At 49.8% G+C, this 17,818-nt stretch carries 16 protein-coding genes; 5 read left to right on the forward strand and 11 right to left on the reverse strand.

Translation table 11 applies throughout. The features are described 5' to 3' along the window. The first annotated feature begins 116 nt into the window (after positions 1-116). Positions 117-602, forward strand: coding sequence for a hypothetical protein (locus AC3WTJ_RS32120; protein ID WP_492525159.1), 486 nt, complete (start codon positions 117-119; stop codon positions 600-602). A gap of 16 nt (positions 603-618) precedes the next feature. Here the strand turns inward: AC3WTJ_RS32120 and AC3WTJ_RS32125 are convergent, their stop codons facing one another. Continuing rightward, the gene (locus AC3WTJ_RS32125; protein WP_157318362.1) at positions 619-1,161 is read right to left on the reverse strand and encodes a PadR family transcriptional regulator; all 543 of its coding nucleotides are present in this window, start codon (positions 1,159-1,161) and stop codon (positions 619-621) included. 155 nt (positions 1,162-1,316) lie between these two features. On the opposite strand from AC3WTJ_RS32125, the gene AC3WTJ_RS32130 reads away from it, so the two are divergent. Then, complete coding sequence (locus AC3WTJ_RS32130) at positions 1,317-2,753, forward strand: DHA2 family efflux MFS transporter permease subunit (RefSeq protein ID WP_492525428.1); 1,437 nt, start codon at positions 1,317-1,319, stop codon at positions 2,751-2,753. Between the two features lie 557 nt (positions 2,754-3,310). Here the strand turns inward: AC3WTJ_RS32130 and AC3WTJ_RS32135 are convergent. From AC3WTJ_RS32135 to AC3WTJ_RS32150, 4 genes are all read right to left on the reverse strand, one after another. After that, entirely contained in the window at positions 3,311-4,105 is a 795-nt protein-coding gene (locus AC3WTJ_RS32135) for an ABC transporter ATP-binding protein (protein ID WP_127453829.1), read from the reverse strand. Further along, a complete protein-coding gene (locus AC3WTJ_RS32140; protein ID WP_492525162.1) occupies positions 4,105-5,019 on the reverse strand; it encodes an ABC transporter permease in 915 nt (304 codons plus the stop codon). The genes AC3WTJ_RS32135 and AC3WTJ_RS32140 overlap by 1 nt, the downstream gene beginning before the upstream one ends. A 107-nt stretch (positions 5,020-5,126) precedes the next feature. Beyond that, entirely contained in the window at positions 5,127-6,176 is a 1,050-nt protein-coding gene (locus AC3WTJ_RS32145) for an ABC transporter substrate-binding protein (protein WP_492525164.1), read from the reverse strand. Positions 6,177-6,368: 192 nt separating this feature from the next. Next, entirely contained in the window at positions 6,369-7,355 is a 987-nt protein-coding gene (locus AC3WTJ_RS32150; protein WP_492525166.1) for a Gfo/Idh/MocA family protein, read from the reverse strand. 171 nt (positions 7,356-7,526) lie between these two features. Here AC3WTJ_RS32150 and AC3WTJ_RS32155 point away from each other — a divergent pair, with 171 nt between their 5' ends. Further along, positions 7,527-8,141 (forward strand): FMN-binding negative transcriptional regulator, encoded by a 615-nt coding sequence (locus AC3WTJ_RS32155; protein WP_492525168.1) that lies wholly within the window; start codon positions 7,527-7,529, stop codon positions 8,139-8,141. Positions 8,142-8,464: 323 nt separating this feature from the next. Here AC3WTJ_RS32155 and AC3WTJ_RS32160 read toward each other — a convergent pair whose 3' ends face one another. Both AC3WTJ_RS32160 and AC3WTJ_RS32165 read right to left on the reverse strand, forming a co-directional pair. Then, on the reverse strand, positions 8,465-10,291 hold the full coding sequence (locus AC3WTJ_RS32160) for an ABC transporter ATP-binding protein (protein ID WP_492525170.1): 1,827 nt from the start codon (positions 10,289-10,291) through the stop codon (positions 8,465-8,467). A 159-nt stretch (positions 10,292-10,450) separates the two neighbouring features. Next, a complete protein-coding gene (locus tag AC3WTJ_RS32165) occupies positions 10,451-10,846 on the reverse strand; it encodes a VOC family protein (RefSeq protein WP_492525172.1) in 396 nt (131 codons plus the stop codon). A gap of 139 nt (positions 10,847-10,985) precedes the next feature. Here AC3WTJ_RS32165 and AC3WTJ_RS32170 point away from each other — a divergent pair, with 139 nt between their 5' ends. Beyond that, positions 10,986-12,149 (forward strand): iron-containing alcohol dehydrogenase, encoded by a 1,164-nt coding sequence (locus AC3WTJ_RS32170; RefSeq protein ID WP_127453844.1) that lies wholly within the window; start codon positions 10,986-10,988, stop codon positions 12,147-12,149. Positions 12,150-12,249: 100 nt separating this feature from the next. On the opposite strand, the gene AC3WTJ_RS32175 is transcribed toward AC3WTJ_RS32170, so the two are convergent. Further along, positions 12,250-14,565, reverse strand: coding sequence for an ATP-dependent DNA helicase (locus AC3WTJ_RS32175; protein ID WP_492525174.1), 2,316 nt, complete (start codon positions 14,563-14,565; stop codon positions 12,250-12,252). Positions 14,566-14,649: 84 nt separating this feature from the next. On the opposite strand from AC3WTJ_RS32175, the gene AC3WTJ_RS32180 reads away from it, so the two are divergent. Further along, a complete protein-coding gene (locus tag AC3WTJ_RS32180) occupies positions 14,650-15,684 on the forward strand; it encodes an ion channel (RefSeq protein WP_492525176.1) in 1,035 nt (344 codons plus the stop codon). Between the two features lie 67 nt (positions 15,685-15,751). On the opposite strand, the gene AC3WTJ_RS32185 is transcribed toward AC3WTJ_RS32180, so the two are convergent. The 3 genes from AC3WTJ_RS32185 to AC3WTJ_RS32195 form a co-directional block, all read right to left on the reverse strand. After that, complete coding sequence (locus AC3WTJ_RS32185; protein ID WP_492525178.1) at positions 15,752-17,152, reverse strand: M23 family metallopeptidase; 1,401 nt, start codon at positions 17,150-17,152, stop codon at positions 15,752-15,754. 104 nt (positions 17,153-17,256) lie between these two features. Continuing rightward, a complete protein-coding gene (locus tag AC3WTJ_RS32190) occupies positions 17,257-17,484 on the reverse strand; it encodes a cold-shock protein (protein WP_157318371.1) in 228 nt (75 codons plus the stop codon). 94 nt (positions 17,485-17,578) lie between these two features. Next, positions 17,579-17,779: a cold-shock protein gene (locus AC3WTJ_RS32195; protein WP_127453854.1), complete on the reverse strand. Its 201-nt coding sequence runs from the start codon at positions 17,777-17,779 to the stop codon at positions 17,579-17,581. Positions 17,780-17,818: the final 39 nt, after the last annotated feature.

Here is a 17,818-nt window from a genome sequence, read left to right on the forward strand (position 1 = left end):
ACTTTTATAAACTGAATTTAAACCAACGGAGGGTCCATTCCTATGTAAGGGCTTTTTTTGGTAAAAAAATTGTGATACATTTTGGAGAAAGTATGTTTTTGGGGGGACCTCACCGTATGATAACGAATACGTATACCGAGTTTTCCATGCTTCAAAGCGCTGAAGCCGAAGTTGCTTATCAGCAAGAGGTATGTGCCGAGGGTTATGCCGGCTTTCGCCGCCTGCTGGACGGCTTAACCGAAGCTATTAAAGCAGCCGCAGATGCGGACATCCCTGGCCTGGAGCAAGCACTCGCCAAAGCTGGCCGCCTCTTTCCTGAGCCGGTGCAATTCAGCCCGTCGTGGGAACGCATTTGGGCCGAGCTTGAGGCTACTATAGCAGCAAAGAAACACGTCCTGACGACCATTTCACCGCCGGAACGCACGGGAGAATGGCAGGTCATCATGGATAACCCGAACTTGGTCCAAGAAGTCGTGTGTTACCCCGGCCTGGACTTCCATGACGCGGCGTATTTATACGCCTATTTCCGCCCCCAACTGGAAAAATCGGAATATATCCGCCTTCAGAAGATTCAAACCGTCATTCAAGAGCTTGGCCACTAAGGACGCAGCCACCCATTCATGATTTCAGCTTCGATCTCATCCACTCGCACCAATGCAGGTCTGCATCTACTTTGAGCATAGCTTTTTTTACCAGAACATAATTAGCGAACATAGGGTCATGAAACTCTAATTCCTCAAGCGGTTTCTCACTTTGTCCTTTAACCTTCTCGAAGGACTCCATAAACCGCTCTTTCTTCCCTTTATAATAGCTCGCGCGCTCAACCAACATCTTCAGGGCTTCTTCTTTGTTCACAAGGCCAATGCAGTATATTTTCAGCGCAAATTCATCACGAGTTACCGGCGGGTCTGTAGGCAGCCCGATCCATTCCTGAAGTGCTTTTAATCCGGCTTCTGTTAATGAATAAACTTTTTTATCCGGCTTATCTGACTGTACAACGTGTACAAATTCAACATACCCCTTCTGCTCCAGTTGAGCAAGGAGAGGGTATATTTGACTATGCTTTGCCGGCCAAAAAGGCTGAATATGCTGCATAAGCTCATAGCCCGTTCGAGAATCTTTAGATAGCAGGCTGAGCAATCCATAGGAAAGGGTATTCATAGGAACTCCTTGTTATGTCATAATTGACATATGTCTACTTTGGTAGTATGATGATTTTCATTCAAATTATAGAGAATCCGGCGAGTAAGATCAATGGAGAGTGGAGGTATCAAGTGAGTAAGGATGATTTACAGCAAGTTCGTTTCTGGCCGATTATGATTGCCATCTTCTTCGGATCATTCGTTTCGATCTTAAGTATGAGTACAATCAACATTGCTATACCGATTTTGAGTGAACATTTCAATGCTGATTTGAGTAAAATCCAATGGACCATCACCGGATTTATGCTGGCGAGTGGTACAATTGCTCCTATTACCGGTTACTTAGGTGAGCGATTCAGTTATAAGCGGCTGTATGCTTTGGCTCTTGTGGGCTTTACTGTCTTTTCATTACTATGTGCAATTGCCTGGGATGCTTCTTCCCTCATTGCTTTCCGTATTATCCAAGGGGCATTCAGCGGTCTCATTATGCCGGCGACAATGACAATCGTGTATCAGGTCATTCCTCGAGACAAGCAGCCTATTGCAATTTCCCTATGGTCGTTATCCGCTATGATGGCTCCTGCCATCGGGCCGACATTGAGCGGCTGGCTTCTGCAGAATTGGAGCTGGCACTGGTTATTCCTTCTTAATGTACCTGTTGGACTTATTGCTATTTTTCTCGTTATCAAACTAATTCCCTTCTACCGTCTTTCTGTGCCAAAAAGGTTCGATGCGATCGGTTTAATCACCGTCGTCCTTGGAAGTCTCTCTTTGCTCGTTGCATTCTCACAAGGCCATGCTTGGGGATGGACTTCGGGTCGCGTCATCGGGTTGTTCGCAGGAGGTATCCTTATGCTTGGCCTCTTCATCTGGAGGGAGCTGAAAGCCGATTCTCCTTTGCTGAATGTTCGCGTCTTGGCTAATGCGCGCTACTCTTTGACACTTATCATTTCTAGTATTGTTACCATCAGCTTATACTCGGGAACTTTCCTGACACCTATTTTCCTGCAAAATATTCAGCATGTAACGCCACTCGATACTGGCTTAATCCTACTGCCAGCTTCCCTAGCCATGGCGCTCTGTATGCCGATTGTAGGGAAACTATATAGCATTTTAGGCCCGCGTATTCTTCTGTTTGTCGGAATTTCTTTGATTGCGGTAGGCACATTAACACTTAGCTGGTTGAGTGTCGATGTATCCCGCGGCTATATCTTATTTTGGATGATCGTACGTAACGTCGGGATCGCTTTTGCAACAATGCCAGCGAGCAACGCCGGTATGGAGCAAATTCCGCGCACATTGTCCGGTCATGCAACATCCATGAGCAACTGGGTGCGTAACGTTTTCGGTTCTTTCGCTATCGCGCTTTTCACTTCTGTTCTAGCGTCCCAAACCGCGACTCATTCCCAAGAACTTGCAACCAGCGGAATCACGGACAAAGCTGTTATCGGCATGCAGTCCTTTACTATGAGCGTGAACGATGTGTATCTTCTGGCTACGTTCATCGTGTTAGTTGCGCTGCCGCTCAGTTTGTTCGTCGGCAAACGTCCGATCGAGAAAGAATCTCCTGCTGCGATTGCTGCGGTGATTAGCCCTAAAGCAGTTAAATGATTGATGAAAAGTCCCCGCCTTTGCTGTGTGTTGCACAGTGAGGCGGGGACTTTTCTGTCGTGAGGGAGCTTTTTCGGCTTTGTTGGCTCTTGGATGTGGGGCTACGTTGTATTTTATACAACGATTTAGTGACTTTTATGCACTTAAGCCACTCTTCAATGTATAAGATACAACAATTTCCCCAAAAAGCGCTGTATATCCATCTTTATGAAGCAAATGGTTGTATTAAATGCAATATAGCATGCTTTAGCAGCATTATTAGGCGCATTTGACTGCATAAAGTGCAATCAAGGGATGGCACTCATTTGAACATTGGCTAGAACGAGCAGCCTGCACTTATGAAGCTGAGCCCATATGGATGGATCAGCTCCGATTCATTTTAATTTGTATAACCCCCTCTTCTCGCACACTTCTCTCTAATAAGCACATCTGCTGCATCTTTGTTACTTGGAGTAGCTAGTTCTGCCTCGGTGGTAAAGCGCGCATTTTCAGCCACTCTACCCAAACGCAAAAAAAGCCCTCAGCCAAGGAAAACTCCTTAAACTGAAGGCTTTCTATTAACCCAGCACCACGCGGTCATCCGACAGCTTGCTGCCGCTGATGTTTTCGAACTCACCGAGCAGCTGCTCCACGGTGAGGTCCTTTTTCCGTTCCTCACTCACATCGAGGATGATGCGGCCCTTGTCCATCATGATCAGGCGGTTACCTAGACGAATCGCCTGCTCCATGTTGTGCGTGACCATCAGCGTGGTCAGCTTCATTTCGCGCACGATTTCCTCGGTCAATCGTGTGATCAGCTCCGCCCGCGCAGGGTCGAGCGCGGCGGTATGCTCGTCCAGCAGCAGAATCTGCGGCTGGGTGAAGGTCGCCATCAGCAAGCTGAGGGCTTGGCGCTCTCCGCCGGAGAGCAGACCCACCTTCGCGCGCAAGCGATTCTCCAAGCCGATGCCGAGGCGCTGCAGTTGTTCCAGGAACAACGCGCGTCTACGCGCGTTGGTGCCGAAGCTAAGCCCGCGCTTCTTGCCGCGGGTATACGCCATGGCGAGATTCTCCTCGATGGTCATTCGAGGAGCGGTCCCCGCCATGGGATCTTGAAAGACGCGGCCGATCCAGCGGCTGCGCTCGTACTCGGGCAGGTGGTGGATCGTCTCGCCACTGATCGCCACCTCGCCGGCATCCGGCGTCATCACACCGGAGATGATGTTCATCAGTGTCGATTTTCCGGCACCGTTACTGCCGATGACCGTGACGAAGTCGCCGGGCTTCAGGGTTAAATTAATGCCGATCAGCGCGATTTTCTCATCAGCTGAACCAGGGTTAAATAACTTGGAAACATTCGAAAGCTTCAGCATCAGCGTCCACCTCCCTTATTCATTTGCACGGCGCGGGCGATGAGCTCAGCGGAGCGCCGTTTGGCGGTTGCTTTTTGCCGGATAGACCGCTGCACGGATGGCAGGACGAGTGCGATAATAACGATAATCGCAGTGATTAATTTTAAATCAGAAGCATTGAGCCACTCCACGCGCAGAGCCAAAGCAACCACGATACGGTACACAATGGAGCCAAGAACAGCGGCAAGTGTCGCTCGGAACACGCTCTGGGAACCAAAGATCGCTTCCCCGATAATGACCGAAGCCAAACCAATAACAATCATCCCGATGCCCATCGAAATATCGGCGAATCCAGATTGCTGAGCAATCATCGCACCGGAAAGTGCTACTAATCCATTAGATAAGCTGACACCAAGAATTGTGGTATTGTCTGTATTTGCCCCGAAACTGCGAATCATGCGGGCATTATCGCCCGTTGCACGCAGAGACAGTCCCAAATCGGTATGCAGAAACCCGTCCATCAGCAATTTAAACAGAATTACAACAATGAATCCCACCGCAATCGGAGAGATGGACGTGAACATGGTATCTGCACCAAGCAGTGAAATGTTCGGTTTGCCCATAATCCGCATATTAATCGAATACAAGGCAATCATCATCAAGATACCGGACAAAAGCCCGTTAATTTTCCCCTTTGTATGAAGCAATCCCGTACAAGCCCCGGCAGCCAGTCCACCTGCAAAAGCAGCCAAACAAGCGAGCAGCGGAGAATATCCGTGTGAAATCATAATGGCTGCAATTGCGCCGCCAGTCGTGAAACTCCCGTCCACCGTCAAATCAGGGAAATCGAGAATGCGAAAAGTGATGTAGACACCAAGCGCCATCAGGGCATAGAGAAGACCTAGCTCGACAGCACCGCTCATGGAATCCATCATGTTGAAACAACCTCCTAGTTTAAAATAAACAACGCCTAACCTCAGGTAGACGGGAGAAAAAAAGAGATGAACGAAAGTGACGTCCACCCCTTTTGTATCCCAAAATCTTACTGAATAATGTTTTTCTCTTTGTCTTTTACAGCATTTTTCATAGCATCCGTTACTTCAACGCCTTGCGCCTTAGCTGCTTTCAGGTTCAAGATCAGATCGAGCTTATCAGGAACAGTTACTTTCATGTCCGCTGTTTTCTTCCCATTTTTCAAAATATCAACAGCCATTTGTCCAACTTGATAACCATGATCGTAGTATTTGAAGCCAACCGTTGCAAATGCTCCTTTTTCCACGGTATCGCGGTCACTGGAGAAGAACGGAATGTGCTTTTCGTTAGCAATTTGAATGATGCCGTCTACACCGCTAACAACGGTGTTGTCGAGTGTAATCAAGAATGCGTCTGCGCGTCCAACAAGGGATTGAGCAGCTTGTTTTACTTCAGATGTATTCGTTACAGGCGCTTTTACAAGTTTGATGTTGTTTTTCGCCAAAGCTTGCTCAGCATTTTTCGCCATAATCACGGCGTTCGGCTCACCTTCGTTGATAACAAGACCGACTGTTTTCACTTTAGGCATGTTAGCTGCAACGAAATCCATCAATTGTGCGACCGCCATTGGGTTCGTGTCCGATGCTCCGGAAACCATACCGCCTGGTTTGTCTACATTTGTTACGATTTTAGCTGCCACTGGATCCGTAACGGCAGCAAAAAGAACTGGAGCTTTTTTCACTTGCTGTACAACCGCTTGAGCGGATGGTGTTGCGATACCTAGCACCAGGTCGTTGTCTCCCGAAGCGATTTTTTGCGCGATGGATAAATTATTCGTTTGATCCCCTTGCGCATTGTTATAGTCAACCTTCAGGTTCGTGCCTTCTACGATTCCAGCGTCTTTAAGCGCTGCCAAAAAGCCCTGACGAGTTGCATCCAAAGATGGATGTTCCACGATTTGCGAAATCGCGATTTTGTACGTTTTTGCCGCAGCTGCCGTTGCTGCTGGAGCTGTTGATGCGCCGCCTGCTGCAGGCGTTGTCTCTGTTTTTTGACCACAACCGGCTACGACCATAAGAGCTGCTGATAATACAAGTGATGCAAGTGCTTTCTTTTTCAACCTAATTACCCCTCTCTTTTTTCCCTTTTGGTTGACTTGAACCCATTCCCCGCTCACCACTTTAACGCTTTTGCTCGCCAAAGTATGTAGGCGCTGTTTGGTATCCAAGCTGTGATTCTAATTTACCATAGTTTAATTGGCTCGCGTGTTTCCGTCAATCGTTTTATCCATTCTGCTAATATATGGACGAGATTACTGCTGATTTTGGCGATAAAAGTCGCAAAGCAGCTCATCCATAACCCGATTTGTCCGCGCAGCCGTCCGTCCTGTACTTGGGCTTTTCCCAACGCCTCTAAGCTCATCCACAACCATCCCGATTAAAGGCTGTTGCACATGGGCCGGATTCGGAATCATGAACTCCTGCACTTGACCGTCCGCTGTCTCCAAACGAAGATCCCCGCCAAATGTTGAAAAAATGACTTTGCCGAGACTTCCTACAATCTCGTTCACATCACTGCGCTTGTAGCTGTTAAAGCTCCAAATGCCCGTCCCCATAACGCCTGACTCAAACGCATACGCCGTTGTCACGATATCTTCGACTTGCAGCTGTCCGCTCTGATTGCGAGCAAAGCCTTTGACCTCACCAATCGGCCCCAGCAAATAGTCCAAAACATCCAGCGTATGGCTGGCTAAATCGACAAAAAGTCCGCCTCCCGAAAGCTCAGGCTGTAACCGCCACGGCAGATCCTGACCCTGGTCTTCTCTCAGCATTTGCAGATATGTTGTATGGACGAACCGGATTTCCCCCAGAACACCGCTATCCAGCAGTTCTTTAATTTGAATAAACTTCGGCAAACCCCGGCGATAATAAGCAACGAAAAGAGGTACCCCAGCCACTTCACAGGCGCCAATCATCTCCAGACACTCCCCGTGATTCCTAGCCATGGGCTTTTCCACATAAACCGGCTTCCCTGCTTTAGCCGCCATCAACGTATATTCATGATGAAAACCAGGCGGAGTGGCGACATATATGGCATTGACATCCGGATCATGAATAAGCGCATTCGCGTCATCATACCATTTAGCAACGCCGTGTCTTCTCGCGTAATCTTCCGCCAACGCGCCATTGCGCCGCATGACGGCCACAAGTTCAGAACCCGCCACCTTTTGGAGGGCCGGTCCGCTTTTAATTTCGGTCACATCTCCACAACCAATAATTCCCCAACGCACTTTATCCATTAACGCGTATCCCTCCAGATCATCATTTGAATGCTACTTTATTTATTCGACAACAGCACTCTTCCTCCTTTTGTATAGTGGCACACTATTTTCCATTGGAATTGGCACTATATTTAACACATTTACCTTGTTACAATACCGTTAAATTGAAAGAAGCAGGTGAAAAGCAACATGTACATCCCTTCCTATTTTAAAATAAAAGATGACGACCTCCTGTACACGGTTATCGAACAAAATGGCTTTGCGACCCTGGTTTCGCAGCATGGCGGCCACCCGATGGCAACCCACTTGCCGCTTACGCTTGATCGCACCAATAAATGCTTGTATGGACATGTTGCTCGTCCGAATCCGCAGTGGAGAGATCTTCAGCAGCAGGAGGTTCTGGTCATCTTTCAAGGGCCGCACAGCTATATCTCTCCCTCCTGGTACGAAACCAGCGATTCCGTTCCGACATGGAATTACGTGGCTGTTCACGTATACGGGCAAGCCAAGCTCATCGACGATGAGGATGAAGTGATGTCCTCCATGAAGAGCTTGATTGAAAAATATGAGGAGCCCGATAGCCCCTATGATTTAAAATCCGTAGACTCCACCTACTTATCCGGTCTAAGCAAAGGCATTCAAGGCTTTAAAATCCACATATCCGACATGGAGGGTAAGGCCAAATTAAGCCAAAATCATCCCGTTCAGCGCCAAGAACTGGTCATTCAGAGGCTGGAAGCTCTCAATCGAGAGAATGAACGGAATATTGCTGCTTTGATGAGAAAAAACCTTGAGCTTCTTTAAAGTCGAAGAGGGGGAACTACGGTCCTCTATTCCGTGTGAATGAACCAGTTTCCTCGGTGAAGGGGAACTACGGGCCTCTATTTCCCCAATTTCAATTGAAATGTAAGGTTTAGGCCCAAATATGAGCCTGTGGTTCCGTTCAGACCTGAATCCAGCAGATTTAGCTCGAATAGCGCTCTGTAGTTCCGCTGAGCTGCCATGCTCTTATCTGCAACATGCTCTCATCTGCAAAAAGGACTATCTCAATCGCAGATTAATCTGCTTTTGAAACAGTCCTTTTTGGAGTCCTACTTTGCAGCCTGCGCTGCAGTTACCCTGTATAATTACCGATGCGAAGGAGCCTCCACGGGAGCCAGCGCCTCCTCAGACACGAAACCCGAATCCGCGGAAAGCTGCTCTTGCAGTTGAAGCTGCTGCGTAGCAAACTCGCGGTACATGTCATGCGACTCCAGCAGTTCCTGATGCGTTCCGCTGCCGGTCACCACGCCTTTGTCCAGGAAGATAATCTGGTCGGCATCCACCACCGTCGATAAGCGATGCGCGATGACCAGCGTCGTCCTTCCCTGCATGAGGTTCTGCAGCGCCTGCTGCACCACAACCTCGGACTTGCTGTCCAAACTGGACGTCGCTTCGTCCAGCATCAAAATCTTCGGATCGCGCAGCAAAGCTCGCGCAATCGCAATCCGCTGCCGCTGTCCGCCGGACAGCTTAATGCCGCGCTCGCCGACTTCCGTTTCATACTGTTGCGGCAGCTCCTCAATAAATGTATCCGCATAAGCCATCTGCGAAGCCCGCTTCAGCTCCTCCAGCGTTACCTCACGCTGCAAGCCATAACAGATATTATCCCGGATCGTACCTGCTATCAGCGGACTCTCCTGTGAAACATAACCGATCTGGCTGCGCCAGGAAATAAGCGAGAAATGATCAATCGGATCGGACCCTAAGGTAACAGAGCCCTTCTGCGGCGTATAGAATCTCTCGAGCAAGGAGAACGTCGTCGTCTTCCCGCTTCCGCTCGGCCCTACGATGGCCGTCACTTTGCCGGCTTCCATCGTGAAACTGACATTTTTAAGGACAGACTCCCCTTCTTTGTAGCCATAGGTCACTTGATCGAAATGAATGGACTGTGAAGCATTCGCTACGGGCACACCTGCATGCGGATTTTCTTCTTCATGATCCAGCACTTTGAGGATGGTATCCGTTGCTCCCATCGCTTTTTGAGCCTGATTGAAAAACTGTGTGATCTGCGTAATCGGCATGACAATTTGGAATAAATAGAGCATGAACGCCACCAATTGACCTGCGGTTATCGCGCCTGAAGCCACTCGCATACCGCCGTAACCGAAAAGAACAACAAACAGCATCAGCATAACAAACGTTACAAGCGGAGCCATTAAGGCTTGAATCTTACCCTCGCGAAGTCCAAATTTAAACAGTCTTTGAATCCCTGAGCTGCCTTCTTGGTACTCTACAGGTTCGGCATTCGCTGCCTTCACCAAGCGAATCTCGGATAGGACACGATTGAGCACAGAAGTGAAACTTGCTGTCTCAGCCTGCATGCCCTTGGAGATTTTGAACATTTGCCGACCCAGTGGAAAAAGGATGAGGAAAGCTATCGGGAATACGCTGAACATGATGAGCGTCATTTTCCAATCCATATACAAGAGCACCGCGATAGAACCAATAATTGAAATAATACCTGTCACGAACCCTGACATATGCTCGGCGATTAGCCCTTTAATCACAGCGGTATCATTGGTCATCCGGGAAATCGTATCCCCCGTCTGGTTGTTATCGTAATAACGAACCGGCAGCACGAGAAGCTTTTTCCATAGTCGCTCACGAATGCCGGCCACAACGCTTTGACCCGCGTGATTCAATAAATAAACCGAGACGCCAGAAGCAATTGCCGAACCGACAAAAGCGATCGCCATGCCGGTTATCTGCATCCAATTCAAGTTGTCGAGCGAAAAGCTGTCGACCACATTTTTCGTAAATAACGGGATCACAAGTCCTGCCAATGTTGAAATAATGCTTAATCCTAATGCTATGCCTAGAAGAAGCTTGGGTGGATTCGCCTGCATGATCAAGCGGACGAATCCCCGCCAATTGCTTGCGCTCTGTGGCGCTTCTTTCCTTGTAACTGCCATGTATCTCTACTCCTTTACCCGATCGAATATACATCCGTCATCTGAATGATTCTTTGCTTTCCAGTATCTCTTTGCAAAATGAATCATACACCTGTATTTTAAACGGAATATAAACAGGAACGAATCGGTCCGTGGATGTAGAGGGGCTCATCTCAAGCCTTATACCTCCGTAGAAATCTGCCAAATCACACCGAACGGGTCTTCAAGTCGACCGAACATCGTACCCCAAAACATGCGCTCAAAGGGCATGATCACTTGACCACCCTGGGATAATGCTTCAAAAATACGTCTCGCCTCCTCTTCACCTTTAAATTCCAATGTTAAATCCAACCCTTTGCCTCTATCTACCGATTCTGTACCTGCATCCGCCATGAAAAAGCGTAAGCCAAGCGCTTGAAGCTCCAAATGAAGCACGCGATCTTTCATGGACTCATCAGCCCCCGGCATATCTGCGAACGTACGCAGGCTGACGATCTCGCCGCCAAACGCTTTTACATAGAAGTCCGACTGCTCTCTTGCATTTCTGCTATAAAAATAAGGTGTTAATGTCGCCATGGCGATTCCTCCTATTATGGTGTTGATACAAGCTAGAACCGGCTCTGCGCCTTCGTCCTTCTAATTTTGTTTTTTGCTGTTTCTTTCTATACAATATAGGGGTAAGACTACATATAGATGATCTCGAGGAGGTAATTCGATGAATACATTTACTTATTATAATCCAACCACGCTGCATTTCGGACAGGGGACACTCGAGAAATTAACTGCGGAGGTACCCAAATACGGTAAGAACGTGCTGCTCGTATACGGCGGCGGAAGCATTAAACTGAACGGCATTTACACCCAAGTTGTTCACCTGCTGAAAAGCATCGATGCTTCAATTTTCGAACTGAGCGGTGTTGAGCCTAACCCAAGACTTACAACCGTCCACCGCGGTGTGGAAATGTGCCGCACTCAGAACATCGACTTAATCCTCGCTGTAGGTGGAGGTAGCGTCATCGACTGTGCCAAAGCGATTGCCGTCGGCGCCAAATATGAGGGTAACTTCTGGGATATCGTTACGCGTAAAGCATCCGCAACTGGGGCGCTGCCGTTAGGCACCGTGCTGACGATTGCCGCAACGGGCTCGGAGATGAACTCCGGCTCAGTGATTACGAATTGGGAGACCAAAGAGAAGCTCGGTTGGGGCAGCCCCTTCTCCTTCCCGAAATTTTCAATCCTGGATCCCGCTCACACAACTTCCTTGCCTGAAAATCAAACCGTATACGGTATGGTCGATATCATGTCACACGTTTTTGAACAATATTTCCATCATGTCGATAATACACTTCTTCAAGATGGCTTTTGTGAAACCATTCTTCGCACTGTGATCGATACGGCGCCTCGCTTGCTGCAGGATCTCACGGATCTGGAGAACCGCGCAACGATTCTGTACAGCGGCACGATGGCGCTGAACGGGACGCTTAGCATGGGAGTTCGCGGCGACTGGGCGACGCATAATCTCGAGCATGCGGTGTCAGCCGTTCATGATATCCCGCACGGCGGAGGCCTTGCCATTCTATTCCCGAACTGGATGACCTACACGCTGGATGCCAATGTAGCGCGGTACAAGCAGTTCGCGCAGCGCGTCTTTGGCGTTACAACCACCGGCAAAACGGACCGCCAGGTAGCAGAGGAAGGTATCGCGGAGCTTCGCGGGTTCCTTAACTCCATCGGCGCGCCAAGTCGCCTGGCGGATTACGACATCGACGATTCCACGATCGAGCTGATGGCGGACAAAGCGATGGTGTACGGCGATTTCGGCAACTTCAAGAAGCTTACACGCGAGGATGTCGTGAACATTTACCGGATGTCCCTATAAAAAGGAGCTATCCTTGAGCAGAGTCTTTGCTTAAGGATAGCTCTTTTTTTATAGGCAAGCGGCCGGATCCAGCGAAATAGCGATCCCTAGTTCCCGTTACCTACCGCAGCACCGTATAATCGCGCCACTCCTCCGGCAGCAAACGCTGATACAGCGGCTGCAGGTACCGGTCGTCAATCAGCAGCAGCACGCCGTGATCCGTTTCGGAGCGGATGAGCCGGCCGCCGGCCTGCTGCACTTTGTTCATACCGGGGAAGACGTAGGCGTATTCGTAGCCGTTTTTGCCCGTGTCTTCGAGGTAGGCCTTGATCAGATTGCGCTCAGGTCCGAGCTGAGGCAGCCCAACGCCAACAACCGCCACGCCGGTCAGCCGCTCGCCAACCAAATCGATGCCCTCCGAGAAGATGCCGCCCATCACAGCGAAGCCGACCAGCGTGCCATCACGCCCCGCTTGGAATTCGGCCAAGTACTGCTCCCGCTCCTCTTCCGGCATCTGAACCGTCTGAACCAGGACACGCAACCGGCTATCCTCTCCCTGCTCATCTACAAGATCCGTAAAGGCCTCATAGACACTGCTCATATACGCATACGAGGGGAAAAACACGAAATAGTTGCCCGAACGGCGGGTCACCATTTGATAAATCGAACGGGCAATCGCCTCCCGGCTTCGCTCGCGATCCTGATACCGGGTCGACAGCGGCTGGACGAAAACCTCCAGCTGTTCCTTGGCAAAAGGCGAAGGTACGCTCACGGAGTAATCCTCTTCGCCTGCTCCAAGCGTGTCCATGAAAAAGGACAGCGGCGAAAGGGTCGCCGAGAAGAACACATGCGAGCGATAGCCTCTCCCCATCTGCCGGAGCAGATGGGAAGGGTCCAGGCAGAAAAGCTTCACGCTGACTTCGTTACGATCAGACGTGAACAATGTCATATAGCGTTCATCGTACAGCTTGGCAATACGGACGAAATTGTGGGCTGCGAAATAAGTCTCCATGAGCAGCGGGCTCGCAGGGCTTCCTCCGCTTGCAGCCAGCTCCTTTTCAGCGCTTGCAAGGAAACCGTCCAGCAGCGCCAAGAGCTCCTCCGGCAGTTCCGGCTCCACCAGCATCTGGCGGTCTCCGATTCTTTTGCGCAGCGTAATGAAATATTGGTTGATGGCCTTAGCCGCATCGTGCAAATCCGCGCGAACGCCTTTGAACTCCCGCTGCAGCGCAAGAAACCCGGATTTGGAGAGCGTGCTGCTGTACATTTCCCGCGCACGGTCAATCAAATTGTGCGCTTCATCCACGAGCAAAGTCGTATGCCGCCTCTGCTCCTCGAACAACCTTTTTAAATTGACGCGCGGGTCAAATATGTAATTGTAATCGCAAATCACCGCATCCGCGGCATAAGCGACATCGAGGGAAAATTCAAAGGGACAAACCCGATGCTTCCGAGCATACGACTCAATGACCGTACGCGTCATAATCGTCTCCGATTGAAGAAGATCGAGCACAGCGCCGTTAATGCGGTCGTAATACCCATCGGCGAATTCACAGTGCTCCTTGGTGCAGCGGACTTCGTCCTTCAGACACACCTTCTCCTTCGCCGTGATGGTCACGACATGCAGCTGAAGACCATGTGCCTGAAGCAGGCCATATGCTTCCTCCGCCGCCGTGCGGGTGATAGTCTTCGCCGTCAAATAAAAAATCCGCTGCAGCAGCCCCTCGCCAATCGCTTTCACCGACGGAAACAAGGTCGACATCGTCTTCCCGATACCGGTCGGCGCTTTGGCAAACAGCTTACGCCCTTCGCTGATCGTTTTGTACACCGCTCCTGCCAGTTTCCGCTGGCCTTCACGATAGGCTGGAAATGGAAATGCCAGCTCCTTGATACTGCGATTCCTTCGCTGCTCATGCTCATAAATTGCTTGTGCGTAGGGGTAATACTGCTCCACCACGTCATGCACGAACTGCTCCAACTCGCTGAACGAAGCTTCCTTCACAAATCGGCGCGTATCTTCCGTCTCCACCTGCATATACGTAAGTTGAACCCGCATATGATGAAGCTCGCGATCTTTGGCTACCATATAGGCATAGCACATCGCTTGCGCCCAATGCACGGGATACGAATCTTCTTCGATCTCGCTGATGTCCGAGGAAGTAGACTTGATCTCATCTACCGTCACAGGACCGCCGTCCGCATCTTGAAGAAGACCGTCGCACCGCCCGTCAATTACGAATAGGAGCTCCCTGCAAGCAATTTCAGCGGAAACATACACTTCATGCTGATCCGATCCGCCATATTGTTTCTGCAGTTTTTGGTGTGCCTTCGTGCCTTCAACCAGCGCAGTGCTTGTCCGAAAGCCGGACTCAATACTCCCTCTGCGAAACACATATTCGACCAGAGAGCGTACGGAAATGTTGATCAATTCAGCCATTCGTCCTTCTCCGTTCTAGAACATTTGTTCTTTATTGTAGCATGCGGACGGACCAAATATCTACTTTTTCAGGAAAGGAGCCCCATGTTCTATTTCAGTAAGATCTTCCTTAAACTGCTGCGCATGAACAACAAGTTCATCTATAGTCTGGCCTTTCTTTTCATCCTTTTATCTGCGATCAGTGCTTATATGTTGGAAAAGGAAACCTTCGGCAGTGTCTTCAACGGACTTTGGTGGGTGATGACAACCGTGACCACCACGGGGTACGGCGACTATGCGCCAAAAACTGTGGCCGGCAAGTGCCTCGGCATCTTCCTGTATATTTTCGGAATTGGGCTCATCTCCGTCACGATCAGCAAAGTCGTCGATTCATTATTCGTATACAGACAGCGAAAGGAAGCGGGCAAATTGAGATATCAAGGCGAACAGCATTTCGTAATCATTGATTGGAGCAAAAATGCGGAGCTGGCGATCCAGGAGATTTTGAACACCGATACATCAACTGAGGTCGTACTGATCGATACCCATGAGAAAACACCGATCGTACATAATAGGGTCCATTATATAAGAGGCAATCCTACCCATATGGAAACTTTGGAGATGGCGAATATGGAAAAAGCCCGCTCCGTCTTCATCTTCGCCAATGAGATCACAGAAGACCAAGCTATGCTGCGTGACCCTTCCTTTGTCGATGGCAAAACACTGCTAGTCGCCACAACCATCGAGCGCAATTACCGCAACGTCCACTCCATCGTCGAAATCAAGAACAGCGAAAACATGCAAAATTTCCAACATGTTAACGTGAATGAATTTATCCTTGGCTCCGAGACCATTTCGCAGCTAGCCGTTCGCTCGGCTTTCTCACCGGGATCGTCACGGATTGTTTCGCAGCTCTTGACCCGGCAGTCCAGCAGCAACCTTCAAGTGCTTGCCAAAAGAAGCTCTTGGCGCACGTACCGCGACGCTTTTGAGCAGCTGCTCCTTGAGGGGGCGACACTGATCTCGGACCGCGATCAACTGAATATTAATCAGAAGTTAGACCAGCTCATCCCCGAGGATGCGCAGCTTTTCGTCATCTGTGATGCAGAAACATACGAACGCCTCTCTAAGCTAAAATAATGCAAATAGGACACCAACCTCTCCGCGCAGCGCAGAAAAATGGTGTCCTCTAACTTTACTCTCCTATTCACCCCTTCGGCTTAGTAGCCTGTGCCGGCTGAACCCAACGAAACGGCGTCGTATTCCAAAATAAATCCGGATTCACCTGTACATTATGCGCCCAAAATGTAAAGTGCAAATGCGGCCCTGTCGAGAAACCGGTCGTGCCGACGAGCCCGATAATGTCGCCCTGCTTCACCCGGTCCCCTGTTTTGACCCGCAGCTCGGAGAGATGCGCGTACTGTGAGAAAAGCCCCATCCCATGATCGAGATAAATGGAATTGCCGGTCAAATACAGGCTCTCGGCCAGCGCCACGATCCCGTCATTGGTCGCTTTGATCGGCGTGCCTTCCTTCGCGGCCAGATCAACCGCCATATGAGCGCTATCATACTTCCCGTTCACGTAACGGGTGTACCCATATGGCGTCGTCAAAATCCCCTCGATGGGCTTCACGAACGGCCCGCTGAACAGAAATTCCGGCTCGGACTTGCTTCGCGCCAGATCAATTTTCTTCTGATCGGCGTTGATACGCGCCGTATCCTGCTTCATGCTCTCCATCTCCGACGTAACCTTGAGATACTGCGTCTCAAACTTCTTCGCCACGATGGTGAGTGTCTGATCGCCAATCGGGTATTTGCCGGGCTTCGCACTCATCGAAATCGGTAAATACGTGAAATACCCCGCTCCGTAGGGCTCAAGCGTGTACGTTTTGTTCAGCCAGGTAATCGTCCCTGGCTCATCGTGACGAACAAGCACCGCATCTCCGGGCGCCGCGCTCTCAGGCACGAGCTTCCATCTGGCGCTCATGATTCCTTTCGCTGCTTCCTTCGTAGCGTAAAGATCCCTTTCCTTGGCCATCTGCTGCAAATGGCCCTTCTCCTTGAGGATGGCTTCCTTGACCTCCGCGGTCATGCCATCCACCCAAGATTGCCCGCCGTCAACGGTGATCAGCAGCGGATTCTTCGCATCCTTGCTGCTGGCGGGCAGCGCCCAACCAATACGCGGTGTCAGGAACTGCGTTTGCTTCACCGGGAACGCAGTCCCGCCTAACGTCGCCGCCGACGGGGCTGGACTAGAACCGTCTCCAGCTTCCAAGCTGAGCAGCTCGGCTAGATTACCATCGACTGCTGTTTCCGCAGCAGCCGCTTCGCCAGCGGCCGGTTGCCACATGCCGCCGCCATCCTCTGTCGCCGCGATTCCATCGGCGTATTTCACCCAGCCATGGTCCAGATCGACCATGCGGAATTCCAATGCCTCTCTAGGCGGAGGCGTGGGCACCGGTGTTGCTGCAGCCGGAACATCCTTCCCGGCAGCCTTCCAAGATGAGACCGGACCAAACGGCGATTTGCCGATCACGATGACGACACATGCCGCAAGCACACAAGCGCCTACCAGCAGCGGCCATTGCCGGCGTTTTTTTGATTTCACAGCATCTATTCCTCCCTCGCTTGCGATGGGCTAATTTCTTCCAATACGTGTCCATAATAACATAAAAAACCCGAAGACAGCAGGGTCTCCGGGTTTTTGTTATATTAAATTTGAACGCCTTTTTTGAGCGCTTTCTGATCAATGCTCGTGTTATTAACTAAAGGAAGTAACTTGACGCTTCGAACCATAGTGGACTGACACAAGTGGCAAGTCGGAACGTGATCAAATGTAAAATTATCTCGCATCCAGCCTTTACAACCTTCTTGTTCACAAGACCATATTGTCACATTTTCTAGAGGCATCTCTTCAAAGGACTTTTTTCTGGAATACATGATGGACCTCCTCAGCGTTTTACGTAAGTAAACTTCAATAGCTAAATTGAAAAAAGACTGCCATTACAAAGTAAAGGCAGTCTTTTAAATTATATTACAGTTTTACAACGTTTTCTGCTTGTGGTCCGCGGTTGCCTTGAACAACGCTGAACTCAACTTGTTGACCTTCATCCAAAGTTTTGAAACCTTCGCCTTGGATAGCGGAGAAGTGAACGAATACATCGTTGCCGCCTTCAACTTCGATGAAACCGAAACCTTTTTCTGCGTTAAACCATTTTACTGTACCAGTAGCCATGAGAAATACCTCCAAAAATTATTAACATGTTTTTTATTC

Source organism: Paenibacillus sp. FW101-FHT12H11 (assembly GCF_058790355.1).